Here is a 13,832-nt window from a genome sequence, read left to right on the forward strand (position 1 = left end):
ATTATTATTTTATAATTAGATTTCTCTGTTAATATCCCAGTTTTCCAGGTAATCTGCAACACGGCGTACAAAAGTACCACCTAATGCCCCATTAACAACCCTGTGGTCATAAGACAACGACAGGAACATCATATGACGGATAGCTATTACATCGCCATATTCTGTTTCCAGAACTGCTGGTTTTTTCTTGATTGTTCCTACAGCAAGAATGGCTACCTGAGGCTGATTAATAATTGGTGTTCCCATTACATTTCCGAATGATCCAACATTGGTCAGGGTGAATGTACCACCTTGTGTTTCGTCTGGTTTCAATTTAGAACCACGGGCACGATTAGCCAGATCATTCACTGATTTAGTCAACCCTACCAGATTCAGCTGGTCAGCATTTTTAATTACCGGAACAATCAGGTTACCGCTTGGTAATGCAGCAGCCATACCGATATTGATATCTTTCTTCTTAATGATTTTGGTTCCGTTCACAGAAACATTGATCATAGGGAAATCTTTAATGGCTTTTGATACTGCTTCAATAAAGATTGGTGTAAAGGTGATCTTTTCGTTCTCTCTTTTCTCAAAGTTTTTCTTTACTCTCTCTCTCCATAACACCATATTGGTCACATCAGCTTCAACAAATGAAGTTACGTGAGCAGAAGTCTGCTTACTCATCACCATGTGATCAGCAATGATCTTACCCATACGGTCCATTTCAATGATTTCATCAGCTCCGCTTACACTAACTACAGGTTGTGCACTGCCAGATTTTGCAGCTGCAACTGGTGCCGCTACCGGAGTATTATTTGCAGGTGCTTCTGCTGCAGGTTGATTTTGAACACGGTTAGCCAATACTGCACCTGTACTCTTACGACCATTCTGAATATAATTTAACAGATCATCCTTAGTCAGGCGACCATCTGCGCCGCTGCCTGTAATCTGATCCAGTTCTGTTACACTTATTTGCTCCTGAGCAGCTATACTCTTTACTAACGGAGAATAGAAACGATCAGATCCCGCTGTAACTTCAGTAGGTACAGGAGCATCATTTAATTGTTCTGTACCGGGAATAACTGCAGCTACCTCAGCAATTGGAGCTTGTGCCGCAACTGCTGGTTTTTCTTCAGTTGCTGCAGATTTACTTTCGGCAGCATCAGTTTCGATCAGTGCAATTACAGCACCAACCTGAACTACATCATCTTCCTTATATAATTGTTTAATCAGTTTTCCGGCCACCGGCGATGGAACTTCTGAATCAACTTTATCCGTTGCGATTTCTAACAGGGTATCATCCAAACTGATCATATCACCAGGTTGTTTTAACCATTTGATGACGGTTGCTTCTGCAACACTTTCTCCCATTTTAGGTAATAATAATTCGTATTGTGCCATTTAGTTTACAGTAAATTTGGTATTTCCTATCGAATACAAAAGTAAGGCTTTTTTACACTTAATTGCTATCTTCTTTCAGCAGATTCAAAATCATTGTCAATGCAGCAATGGCCGAACGCTCTATATTCTGGGCTCTTTTGTTCCCGAAAGTGAAGAGTTTGGCAACAACTTTATGTTTGTTTGCCACTGCTATCCAGACAGTTCCGACAGGCTTATCAGGTGTTCCACCATCCGGACCTGCAATCCCGCTGACAGCTACACTATAGTCAGTTTTAAAATTTGTAATTGCACCCAAAGCCATTTCTTTTACAGTTTGTTCACTAACTGCTCCATATTTTGCCAGAGTTTCATCCGTCACTCCTACTAATTCTTTCAATTCGTAAGAATAGGCCACCGCACCACCGGCAAAAACTGCCGAACAACCCGGATGCTGGGTAATCAGGTGAGCTATATAACCACCGGTACAGCTTTCGGAAGTAGAAAGGGTAAATCCTTTCTCTTTCATTATATCCAGAATTGCTTTCTCGATTGCGATATCTTCTTCTGCAACGATATAAGGCTTTACCTTTTTAATAATCTGCTGTGCATAAACCTCCACATCAGCTTTTAGCTGAGCTTCATCAGTGCCGGAAGTACTTAATCTCAATCTTACCTGTCCTAATTTGGGTAAATAAGCCAGTTTGATCGAAGAAGGCAAACTATCTTCAATCTCTTCAATTTCCTGTGCTAAAAAGGATTCACCAATATTTGCGGTAAGTATGGTTTTATGGTAAATAAAAGGTAGTTCAAATTTCTTTTTGAGTCTTGGAATGATTTCATCTTCCATCAGGTACATCATTTCAAAAGGAACTCCCGGCATTGAAACAATAATTGTCCCGTTATGGTCAAACCACATACATGGTGCAGTACCATTAGCATTCTGAATCACCGTACAGCCATCCGGTACATCCGCCTGTTTCCTGTTAGATTCAATCATCGGACGGTTAAACCTTTTGAAAATTTCCTCAACATGAGCCAGTACCGCGGCATCCCGGCGCATTCCCATATTAAAGTACTTAGCTAGTGTATACTTAGTAATATCGTCTTTGGTAGGTCCTAATCCGCCGGTTATCAGGATAATCTCAGCTCTTTTCTCTGCCTGGCTCAGTGCTTCAGTAATATGATCAGCATCATCAGAAACAGAGGTTATCTGCTTAACTTTAATACCCGCAGCGTTTAGTTCTTTAGCCATCCATGCAGAATTAGTATCCACAATCTGGCCGATTAGTATTTCATCGCCTATTGTAATAATCTCAGCTAACATAAAAATTCGTTAAAAACGTGTGTAATAAGCTTGTTGCTTGCTCAATTTCAAATCCTGCAATATAGATGCCTTCACCTTAATTGTTAAGTTATAACTCCGGTATGGCCCGATTGGAATCCAGTTGATACTCATATCCCAGCAGTGCAAATCTCTGTATATAGCGAATGAAGTTGGTGATAAACCATTGCTTTTAAAGTCATAACCCGAAGTAAATTGTACTTTCCATTTAGGAGTAACGTTAAAATCGCCGTTAAAGTTCAATGTATTAGTTGTAGTTGGCAATAATCCATTTCTTTGCTTACTATAATCAAAACGATAAGAAAAGGTAAAATTCCATGGAATTTTAAAATCAACAAATGCATTGGGATCACTGCTAACCTCAGCTAATTGTGCCGCCTGCTCTGGTGTCATCCCATTAGTAACAGCTTTTTTAGTTGTTTTATCAAGATTTTCGTTACGCTTTTTAAAGGCATCAGCATTTAAGCTATAACCGAACGAAAGACTAAATCTGGTTAATCTTGGGAGTACATATCTGTCAACTAAAAGCCTGTCAACGAACTGTCCGGCAACATTAAAAGTATCTCTTGTTGCATAAGGCGTAAATGAACCATCATAAGTAATACCAAATTTATCTGTGAATTGGGAACGACCACTGAAACTCAGATCAGATAACTTAAACGAGGGTGCAAGAAAGTTGTAGGAACCATTAAAGCCTAAACCCTGAATAATAGGAATCTTCTTCATTCCTGTACCGGTTGTATCTTTTTTTGAGAACACTTTTGCTTCCAGTGTATTATCCAGACCAAAGCTGATACTCGCATTTCTTCCTTCCCCCGGGCCACCAAATAATGTTCCATCATGGATAGAATAACGTTTATCTCTTTTATAAACATCATCATATACAGGTGTACCATCCTGATATCTTAAAATCTTAAAGTTTCCTTTTGACGGATCAGAGAAATCCGGGCGGTAACTAAAGTTCGCATTAGGAGTCATTACTAAACGTAAAGCTTTTAAATTTCCCAGTTTCTTAAACTGCAGTGTATTGTAAATCTTGGTTGACACCCCCATGTTGATACTGTATTCACCGGAACGGTTGAATCCCTGAACAGTATCGATAACTGTTTTATATGGCTGGACAATACCATTCTGTAATATTCCTCTGATTGCAGTTTGTCTGACAGACTGAAATTGCCACTTCTCCAGGTAAGTTCCTCCCGCAGAAAAGTTGAAATATTTTAATGCTGTAAAGTTGATACTCACAGGAATAGTATGACTAAATCCGTTTTTCAATCTGTCAATTGCTTTTTTGGTAAAAAGGAGACTATCAGAAGTGGAAATAGAGTTTGAGGCTACCATTGAATAACCAACAGTAATTTTCTGATACCATTTTTGCTCACCCAATCTGTTTTTTGAATCAAACGGACTAAATGTTTGTACACCTAAAGCAATATCCGGCAAAGTGATATCTACAGTTTTGGACCGGGTATTCTGGTTATGTCTTGCTGCAGCTGAAAAGGTAACTTTCCCGTCAGCCAGTGTTCTTCCGTAACTCACACTGGATGAAAGTGCGTTTTCAGTTATCTGATTAAAATTATAAGTATTACTACCCGCAGTACGTGTATTATATCCACTGGTTTTGATATTTACGCTGGCTCCAAAGTTTGTTCCCGGGTGTGCGTTTGCATTTTGCGAGTGAACCCATTGTATACTATAATCCTTTTTAGGTGCATATTCAGGCGTACCCTCCAGGCCATAGCGGTTATTGGCATAATCAAACTTCAGACTACCATTATACTTATAACGTTTGACATAGTTTGAAGTTACGGACAAACCATATGAACCTCGGGTATAAATGGTTCCCAGTAATTTTGCGTCCCAGTAATCATTCAGATTGAAATAATATCCCCCGTCTCTGAAAAAGAATCCCCTGGTATAATCATCTCCGACACTTGGTATAATTACACCTGAGTTTCGTTTATTGGGTTTTGGAAAGAATGCAAATGGTAAACCTAAAGGCAGAGGTATATCTTCAATTTTCAGGTAAACAGGTCCGGTAATAATTTGTTTATCGGTAACAATACCTTTGGTAATAAAAATTCCGAAATGGGGATGCGGAAGATTACAGGTACTATAAGTCATTCCTTTTACGTGGATTTCATTATCCGGCTGTCTTTTACTCTGTCCACCGGAAAAGAATCCTCCCTCCTGTTCTGTGAAGGTATTAAAGACTGTTCCTTTCCCTGATTTGGTATTGTAGAATAGTGAATCTGCAACTGATGACCCCTGCTTCTCCATTTTAAAAATGGGTTTGCCAATATATTTTCCTTTATGATCTTTTCTTCCGCTGGCAAAAACAGTATTCGTTTTGGAATTATAAGTAATATAATCAGCATCCAGTTCAAAAGACTGATAAATGACCCTGGCTTTTCCGTACAGATAGATAATACTTTTATCCTTACTATACTTTGTAGAATCGACTGCAGAATATTCTATTTTTTCATCACCTTCTTTGACCAGGTTATTTTTACCACCTATTTTAACTTTAGTTTTGGTTGTATCTCTTTTAGTTGTATCCTGTTGTGGCAGTAACTGTCCTTTAGCTCCTGCATTTGCTTTAATTTTAGAAAGATCTTTTTTTGTTGTATCCTGTTGTAGTATCTGACGTGCAGAAAAATTTTCAAAGGCAAAAGCAGAGTGACCGGCTGATACCAGTAAAACGATAGAATTCAGTAAGAGGATAGTTCGTAAAAATTTCAAATTCTTGTGTGAATGTAGTAAATGCAAAGTGTTTTAACCCAAAACGTCCAAAATTAGCGAAAAATATAGCATTGCCGGGGGCAAATGCTATTTTGCTCAAAAATATTTCCTAACAACACCACAATCCAATGATTAACAGCCGATTGAACAATATAAATATTTAAAATCAGCGGGATAAATCAGCCTATATAAATCAGGTGTAACGTCAGAGGATAAAGCTTCGGTTCAAACATTTTCAAAGACCTGGCACCAATTCTGTACTAAAAATTATATTATACTATCTTTGTGCGCAAATAAGCTATAATTAACGGATAATAGTACCTGAATAAATTTCTAAAATCAGGCAGGTACCGGTCATTAAAAAGATTTAAATGAGATTGAAGAGAAATGTATTCTTATGCGCTATTTTTTTATTATTCAGTTCAGAGGCTGCCTTATCTCAGGGATATAAAGTAAAAACCATAGTTATTGATGCCGGCCATGGTGGTGACAAACCAGGGGCAGCAGGGAGTTATTCTTTAGAGAAAAATGTAACGCTGCAGGTTGCTTTAAAATTAGGGCGGAAATTTGAAGAAGAAATGCCGGAAGTAAAAATAGTCTATACCAGAAAATCCGATATAGACGTATCACTATATCGCAGACCTGAAATTGCTACAGCGGCGAAGGCAGATTTGTTTATTTCTATCCATTGTAACTCAATGCCAGACAGAAAAGTTGTTACAGGATATACTACCCGTCGCGGGAAGAGAACCCCTACCTATGGTTATGTTAAGAATAAAACTACCAGTGGAGCAGAAACTTTTGTTGCCGGTAGTCACCGTTTGAATGAGCAGGATGGTGCATTAAGGGAAAATGCAGATATAAGTCTGGAAAAGGATTATAAAAAAAATTATGATGGATACGATCCTAAGGATCCCGAAACATTTATTATACTATCTTTGTTTAAAAATATATACAGGGACAAAAGCTTAAAGCTGGCCCGGTTAATACAAAACAATTATACCCGTGATAACAAGAGATTTGACAGGGGTGTTAAAGAACAGGGAATTTTAATCTTACAACGATGCGGCCAGCCTGCTGTATTAACAGAGATTGGATTTATTTCCAATCCTGCCGAAGAAGATTATATAAATTCTGCACGCGGACAATCTGAAATTGTGAATGCAATCTTCAAGGCTGTGAAGACCTACAAAAAAGAAACAGAAATAAATTAAGTTAAAAATACTAATAAGTGAAAATAACAAACGAAACCAAAGTAGGCATATTAGCAGCCTTTTCTATTGCCGCATTAATTATTGGATATAACTTTCTGAAGGGTAATTCTCTATTTTCAAGCGAGACATTATTATATGCAAGATACACACGTGTGGATGGTCTTGCAATATCCAAGCCCGTGTTGATTAATGGTTTTCAGATTGGCCGTGTAGATAAACTTGTTTTACAGCCTAATGGTACAATTCTGGCTACTTTAAAAATAAAGGGTAAATATGATATTCCAAAAACAAGTATAGCGAGACTGGAAAGCACGGATCTGTTGGGTAGCAAAGCTATTGTAATGTCTTTGGGTACAGGTAAAGATTATGCGCAGGATGGTGATACGTTAAATTCAAATGTAGAAAAAGGTCTGATGGAGACAGTTCAGCCTGTTCAGAAGAAAGCTGAATTGATTATCGGTAAGATGGATTCTATTCTTACCAGTGTGAATTCGATCCTTAATCCTGACTTCCAGAAAAATGTGAATAAGAGTTTCAACAGTATTGCTGCTACGCTGACTTCACTGGAAGGTACTTCAAAAAAGGTTGATGGATTAGTTGGTTCAGAGAGTAAAAGAATTGCGGCAATTCTTGCAAATGCAGAGTCAATCTCAGGTAATCTGAAAAACAACAATGAGAAGATCAATGCGATCCTGAGTAATATCAACAAGATCACAGATCAGGTGGCAGCTGCCAACTTTAAACAAACGATAGACAACGCAAACAAAGCCGTTTCAGATCTGCAGGGAATAGTAAGTAAAGTAAATGAAGGCAAAGGAAGTTTAGGTTTACTAATTAATGATACCAAAATGTATGATAATCTGAATAATGCTTCTAAGAATCTGGATAATCTTTTAATTGACCTGAAGGCTAACCCTAAACGTTACGTACACTTCTCCGTATTTGGAGGTGGTTCTAAACAAGATAAGTAACAATAAAAACATAGCATAAAACAGAAAAGGTAATACAATAATTGTATTACCTTTTCTGTTTTATGCTCATTTCATTTAGCATTTAGCTTGTATTAAAACCAGCTGATTAACCATGCTGCCAATGCCCATAGGATTGCAATCAGCAGGATAAAGATCAGAGAAAGAATTACCAGGGCAAGTACGATAGTATTTTTTCCGCTTCCCTGATGTTTGCCTTCCCGGTAGTATTCCTGCATCAGGCGCATGTTCCTTGTATTGGATTTAAAGAAAAAATCCCAGACTTGTCCAATTCCGGGGATTGCTCCAATTGTACTGTCCAATAAAATATTGATGCACATTAATACAACAATTTTACTGGTCAGCCCTTTGCTGGCCATTGCTAATACCAATCCTCCTGAGACTGCAAAACCAGCTATATCTCCTCCAAACGGAATCAGGTTGATAAGAGGATCTAAACCAAATCTAAACTTTGTCCCGGGAATACTGAATTGTTCGTCCATGAGAAAAGAGAGTCTGGAAACCCATCTTAAGAGTGGGGTATCTGGAATATCATTTTTGTAGGGAGAGTTTTCTGACATTTTAGCTTAACGGAATTACACCTTAATTGTTTCAGCTTAACAAACATTTAACCCAATTAACTAACCCAAGTTGTCAGTTAAAGAATAAAAAAGAGCATTGTAAATATTGAGAGTTTTGAATTATCACAAAAAAACTGCCATACAATGCTCAGTGAGGCCAAAATTATATCAATTTTCTGTATTGTTGATGACATGCCAAAGGCATGCGGTCATAAAGAAGACATCCATATTAGGATTACTGACAGGGAGATAATAACAACCGCGATAATATTTGCGTTATACTTGATGTGCTTTTAAACTAAGGTCCATGCTCACAGCACGATTTGTGATAGCGCCTATTGAGACATAATCAACACCAGTACGGGCATAGGAGATAATGTTATCGAGATTGATACCACCAGACGCCTCGGTCTCGTACTTACCGTCAATTAGCTCAATTGCTTCTTCCAATAGCTCCGGCGAGCAGTTATCGAGCATTATGCGGTGTACATTGCCCACAGCAAGCACACGGCGTACATCATCGAGGTTACGGGTCTCGATCTCTATTTTCAGGTTGAGCTTGTTGGCCTCAAGGTACTTGTTGGTTTTCTGTATGGCCTTCTCTATGCCACCACAAAAATCGATGTGGTTGTCCTTCAGCATAATCATATCGTACAAGCCCATGCGAAGATTGTAACCGCCGCCAATGCGCACGGCCTGCTTTTCGTATTCGCGGAACAGCGGCGTGGTTTTGCGGGTATCGAGTATTTTGGTTTTGTAGTCTTTTATTTTATCAGCGTACTTATTGGTAAGCGTTGCGATGCCGCTCATGCGTTGCATGCAGTTAAGCACCAGTCTTTCTGCTTTTAATATGGTATGTACACTGGCTTCAACTGTAAACGCGGTTTCGCCATTATTTACAGCATCGCCATCTTTTTTATAGATGGTGAATTTTGCATCTTCTTCCAGATGATGGAAAATATCCTGCGCCACCTGCATACCTGCCAATATGCCTTTTTCTTTTATTTTGAGTATTGCTTTACCTTTAGCATCTGCTGGCAAGGATGCCAGTGTAGAGTAATCGCCGCTCCCCACGTCTTCGAGAAATGCTGCAGTAATGAATTCCTGTGTTGTCATACGCTATATATTTTCAGGTGCAAAATTAAGTAAATAACCCAAGTTCCCAGTTAAAAAGTAAAAAGAGCATTGTAAGTATTGATAGTTTTGAGTTACCACACAAAAGACTACATACAATACTCAGTGAGGAAAAAACCATATCAATAACAAAATCGCTATCTGCATCATGCCCAGATGAATGAACCTTTACTAATTTTTACAGATAAATAATAAATAAAGAAGGGTTTACAGACATTGTTCATAATTCATGAACGTCGTCTGTAAACCCTTCTTTATTTATTATTTCCCTTAGAACCCGCTAAACGGTGAATGTAATTCCTTCGAGGGCCAGCTCCGTATTTGCAAACACCCCCTGAGCCTCCTCCAGCAACGGCAATAACGTTTTATATCGTGAAGAAAAGTGACCAATAAGCAACTTACCAGCCCCAACATCTTTTGCCACCCTACCCGCCTGTAAAGCCGTCGTATGGTGTGTTACATTTGCCCGTTCAATCATATCGTCCATAAAAGTAGCTTCATGATATAACATGGTACAATTCCGTATACTATCCAGATAACTGCCATCAGCCATTGTATCCGAGCAATAGCAATAACTTTTAGGCTCATCAGAATCTATAGTATACTCTTCATTCATTAGAACACGTCCGTCCGGAAGTGTCAGATCCATTCCTTTTTTAAGCAACTGATAATACTCCGGTGCTACATTATCTTTTTCCAGTTTCTCTACCAGGACCTTTCGCAATCGTTTCTTCTCTGTAAACTTAAATCCAGTACATGGGATTCTGTGATTCAGAATAATCGTTTCCACTGTCATATCCTGATTCTGGAAAATAATTCTGGGTTCATCAGCTGTAATTGGACAAAAATCGATTTCAAACCGGAGATTAGTTTCAGAATACCTGAATTGAATCTCCAGAATTTCCATCAGTGCTGCCGGAGCAAAAATCTGGAAAGGTTTGATACGGCCATTAAGATTCATCGTGGAGAGTAAACCCACCAGGCCAAAATAATGGTCACCATGAAGATGACTAATAAAAGCTACATCAATTTTACTGGCCTTGAGACCAAATCTGATTAACTGCTGCTGAGTACCCTCTCCGCAATCAATCAGGTAAAACTTATCTTTACAATTTAAAAGCTGTGCTGTTGGATTTCTATTAAATACTGGGGTAGCAGAACTACTGCCTAAAATGGTAACCTCAAACTTCATTAATTTTCCTGATCAAAGCTCCCTAGTAATTCCTTCTCTATTTCTTCCATGAAGATTAAATCTTCAGCCTCATCAAGGTTGCCAACGATGTTCAGTGACTGGTCTATAGAAGACATCTCAAGCAATTTGGCGATACATTTTGTCACTCCCGTAACCAGGAACAATCCATTCGCCTTTTTGCAGAGTCTGTCACCGACTAAAAGACAGCTCAGATCCTGAGAATCATCACAGTCATTTACCATCGACAAGTCCAAAACGATATTACAATATCCCTCAGCGTTCAATAAAATGAATTCAGATTTCAATCTGGGCGCATTATCAGCAGTCAGCTTAATCTCATCAAGCTTGATTGCGACATACTTTTCGTGTTTATCTACTGAAAATTTCATAACATCCCCCTTTTTTAATATAACAAATTAAGTATTTAATTTGATAAAAGTGTATCCAGACTCCCTAAAACATTTTTCTCTATTCTGTTCAGAATATCATCCTGCTCATTCTTTACAAACTGATCACCAGTGATCTGCTCATACAGTTCAATATAGCGTTCAGAGATAGAAGCAATAATTTCAGGCGTCATTTTTGGAACAACCTGTCCATCTTTACCCTGAAATCCATTTTCGATTAACCATTTACGTACAAATTCTTTTGAAAGCTGTTTCTGAGGAGTATTTTCTGCCTGACGGGCCTCATAACCTTCAGCATAAAAATAACGTGAAGAATCAGGTGTATGAATTTCATCAATCAGATAGATTTCATCACCAGACTTACCAAACTCATATTTAGTATCAACCAGGATCAGTCCGCGCTCAGCAGCCATTTCTGCTCCTCTTTTATACAAGGCATAAGTATACTTTTCCAATTGATCATAATCAACAATAGAAACAATACCTTTCGCCAGAATATCTTCTCTTGAAATATCCTCATCATGCCCTACAGACGCTTTTGTCGTAGGCGTAATGATTGGATGAGGTAATTTATCATTTTCCTTTAAACCATCAGGAAGAGCCACACCGCATACACTTCTTTTACCCGCACTATATTCTCTCCAGGCATGACCGGCAAGATATCCTCTGATTACCATTTCGACTTTAAAAGGTTCACAGATCCGACCGATAGTAACCATCTCATCAGGCACTGCAATCACCCAGTTCTGAACGATATCGGCAGTTGCCTTTAAAAATTTTGCTCCAATCTGATTCAATACCTGACCTTTGAAGGGAATTGCTTCAGGTAAAACCACATCAAATGCAGAAATCCTGTCAGTTACAACCATAGCCATCAAACGATGATCAATAGTATATACATCACGCACCTTACCCTTGTAAAAACTACTCTGTTTAGGAAAATTAAAATTTGTTTCTTTTATTGCTTTCATGTTGTTGATGGATCACATCAATTATTGTTTAAAAATTACTGTATATCTCCGTATGCTTTCAATATCCTTTTCACCAGCTTATGTCTCACTACATCTTCTCCGGTAAGATAAATAATATCAATACCAGGGATATCATCCAGGATACGCAAAGCATTATGCAAACCAGACATCTGTTTTTTAGGTAAATCAATCTGTGTAACATCACCGGTTACGATAAACTTCGCTGAGGGGCCCATACGGGTTAAGAACATCTTAAGCTGCAAATCTGTTGAATTTTGTGCTTCATCCAAAATTACGAAACAATTATCCAGCGTTCTTCCGCGCATAAAAGCAAGCGGTGCAATCTCAATAGTCCGGTTCTCCAGATATAATTTCAGCTTTTCTGCCGGGATCATATCATCAAGTGCATCATATAAAGGACGAAGATAAGGATCTACCTTTTCCTTTAGATCACCAGGTAAAAAACCTAAGCTTTCCCCCGCTTCTACTGCAGGTCTGGTCAGGATAATTCTTTTAATCTCCTTATTTTTCAATGCCCTGACAGCAAGTGCTACCGCCGTGTACGTCTTACCCGTACCGGCTGGGCCAATCGCAAAAAGCACATCGTTTTTGACAATACTATCCACCATCTTCCGCTGATTAGCAGTTCTGGCTTTGATCATCATCCCGTTATTACCAAATACGATAACTTCACCTCCTCCACCTGTACCATTGACTTTTTCCGGTGCAGCATCAGCACCATAGGAATCAGGATTATATTTAAAGGTTAAAATCGATTCTATATCCCCCGGACTTAATGAACCATATTGTTCAAGATGTCCTACAAGTTTACCGAACTTTTTTTCAAAGAGTTTCTGCTCACCTTCATCACCTAACACCTTCACTTCGTTGCCTCTGGCAACAACTTTCAGTTTAGGAAATGCGTGTTTGATCAACTCGTAATGCTCGTTGTTTGCACCCCAGAATTGTACCGGATCTACTGTTTCTAATGTTAGCTTAAGTTCGTTCAAAATATTGTTTTTTAGATAGGAGTGTATATTTTGATATAAAAGTTGAATATTTGTAGCGCTTTACCGCATACGCAAGAATAAGAATAAATATTCAATTTTTAATGGCCATTATCACTTTAACAACAGATTTAGGATCCAAAGATTTTTATCAGGCTGCACTGAAAGGCAGTATACTGACAATCTTACCTACAGCTACTATTGTTGATATAACCCACGAAGTTCCTTCCTTCAATATTTCGTATGCTGCCTTTGTTTTAAAGAATGTTTATCATTATTTCCCTAAAGGTACTGTACATCTGATAGGTATAGATTCTGTCTTCAGTGAAAACACAAAATATATCGGATTAAAATATCATGATCATTATTTTGTTGGTGCAGATAATGGAATTTTTTCTTTACTGTTTGACGGTAAACCAGACGAAATTGTAGAGCTGAATATTATGCAGGATCTGAAATATCTTCACTTTCCGCTGGTTGATATTTTTGTTAAAGCAGCAATTCACTTAGCCAAAGGTGGAAAGCTGAAAGACATAGGTTTACCTACAGAAAGTGTTGAAGAAAAGATGTTGCTGAACCCGGTCATTGAAAAAGACATGATAAGAGGGAGTGTAATTTATATAGATACTTTCTGCAACGTGATCACCAATATCACTAAAGAATTATTTACCAAAATTCAGAGAAACCGTGATTTCACGCTGTTCTTCCGGAAAAGTGAAACTATTACCCAGTTAAGCTGGCATTACAATGAGGTTTCTGAAGGAGAGAAACTGTGTCTCTTTGGCATTAGTAATCATCTGGAAATTGCAATTAACAAAGGTAAAGCAAGCGGGCTGCTGGGTTTACACCTGGGAGACATTGTCCGTATTCAGTTTCACCCCTGACCTTCTTTTCTCTGAACCCGTCTGAATG

12 protein-coding genes are annotated in these 13,832 nt (G+C 38.4%); 3 read left to right on the forward strand and 9 right to left on the reverse strand.

Annotated features, from left to right (window positions below):
• Positions 1–15: 15 nt before the first annotated feature.
• Genes PL_RS03730 through PL_RS03740 form a run of 3 tightly spaced genes read right to left on the reverse strand, consistent with a single transcriptional unit; the run spans position 16 to position 5,446 of the window.
• Positions 16–1,383: a dihydrolipoamide acetyltransferase family protein gene (locus tag PL_RS03730; protein ID WP_041887281.1), complete on the reverse strand. Its 1,368-nt coding sequence runs from the start codon at positions 1,381–1,383 to the stop codon at positions 16–18.
• A gap of 58 nt (positions 1,384–1,441) precedes the next feature.
• The gene (locus tag PL_RS03735) at positions 1,442–2,686 is read right to left on the reverse strand and encodes a competence/damage-inducible protein A (RefSeq protein ID WP_041887282.1); all 1,245 of its coding nucleotides are present in this window, start codon (positions 2,684–2,686) and stop codon (positions 1,442–1,444) included.
• Between the two features lie 9 nt (positions 2,687–2,695).
• Positions 2,696–5,446 (reverse strand): putative LPS assembly protein LptD, encoded by a 2,751-nt coding sequence (locus tag PL_RS03740; RefSeq protein ID WP_041887283.1) that lies wholly within the window; start codon positions 5,444–5,446, stop codon positions 2,696–2,698.
• A 371-nt stretch (positions 5,447–5,817) separates the two neighbouring features.
• Between PL_RS03740 and PL_RS03745 the strand changes: the two genes are divergently transcribed.
• Positions 5,818–6,660 (forward strand): N-acetylmuramoyl-L-alanine amidase family protein, encoded by an 843-nt coding sequence (locus PL_RS03745; protein WP_348621036.1) that lies wholly within the window; start codon positions 5,818–5,820, stop codon positions 6,658–6,660.
• Positions 6,661–6,677: 17 nt separating this feature from the next.
• Positions 6,678–7,631: an MlaD family protein gene (locus tag PL_RS03750; RefSeq protein WP_041887284.1), complete on the forward strand. Its 954-nt coding sequence runs from the start codon at positions 6,678–6,680 to the stop codon at positions 7,629–7,631.
• 92 nt (positions 7,632–7,723) lie between these two features.
• Here the strand turns inward: PL_RS03750 and PL_RS03755 are convergent, their stop codons facing one another.
• From PL_RS03755 to PL_RS03780, 6 genes are all read right to left on the reverse strand, one after another.
• Positions 7,724–8,209: a DUF4112 domain-containing protein gene (locus PL_RS03755; RefSeq protein ID WP_052496657.1), complete on the reverse strand. Its 486-nt coding sequence runs from the start codon at positions 8,207–8,209 to the stop codon at positions 7,724–7,726.
• A gap of 276 nt (positions 8,210–8,485) precedes the next feature.
• Complete coding sequence (gene nadC / locus PL_RS03760; protein ID WP_041887285.1) at positions 8,486–9,325, reverse strand: carboxylating nicotinate-nucleotide diphosphorylase; 840 nt, start codon at positions 9,323–9,325, stop codon at positions 8,486–8,488.
• A 298-nt stretch (positions 9,326–9,623) separates the two neighbouring features.
• A complete protein-coding gene (locus PL_RS03765; RefSeq protein WP_041887052.1) occupies positions 9,624–10,535 on the reverse strand; it encodes a ribonuclease Z in 912 nt (303 codons plus the stop codon).
• A complete protein-coding gene (locus tag PL_RS03770) occupies positions 10,535–10,924 on the reverse strand; it encodes an STAS domain-containing protein (protein WP_041887054.1) in 390 nt (129 codons plus the stop codon). Before PL_RS03770 ends, PL_RS03765 begins: the two co-directional genes overlap by 1 nt.
• A 35-nt stretch (positions 10,925–10,959) precedes the next feature.
• Positions 10,960–11,913 (reverse strand): phosphoribosylaminoimidazolesuccinocarboxamide synthase, encoded by a 954-nt coding sequence (locus PL_RS03775; protein WP_041887056.1) that lies wholly within the window; start codon positions 11,911–11,913, stop codon positions 10,960–10,962.
• Between the two features lie 35 nt (positions 11,914–11,948).
• Positions 11,949–12,923: a PhoH family protein gene (locus PL_RS03780; protein ID WP_041887058.1), complete on the reverse strand. Its 975-nt coding sequence runs from the start codon at positions 12,921–12,923 to the stop codon at positions 11,949–11,951.
• A 101-nt stretch (positions 12,924–13,024) separates the two neighbouring features.
• Between PL_RS03780 and PL_RS03785 the strand changes: the two genes are divergently transcribed.
• A complete protein-coding gene (locus tag PL_RS03785) occupies positions 13,025–13,804 on the forward strand; it encodes an SAM hydrolase/SAM-dependent halogenase family protein (protein ID WP_041887059.1) in 780 nt (259 codons plus the stop codon).
• Positions 13,805–13,832: the final 28 nt, after the last annotated feature.

It is taken from the genome of Pedobacter lusitanus (genome assembly GCF_040026395.1).
GTDB lineage: Bacteria > Bacteroidota > Bacteroidia > Sphingobacteriales > Sphingobacteriaceae > Pedobacter > Pedobacter lusitanus.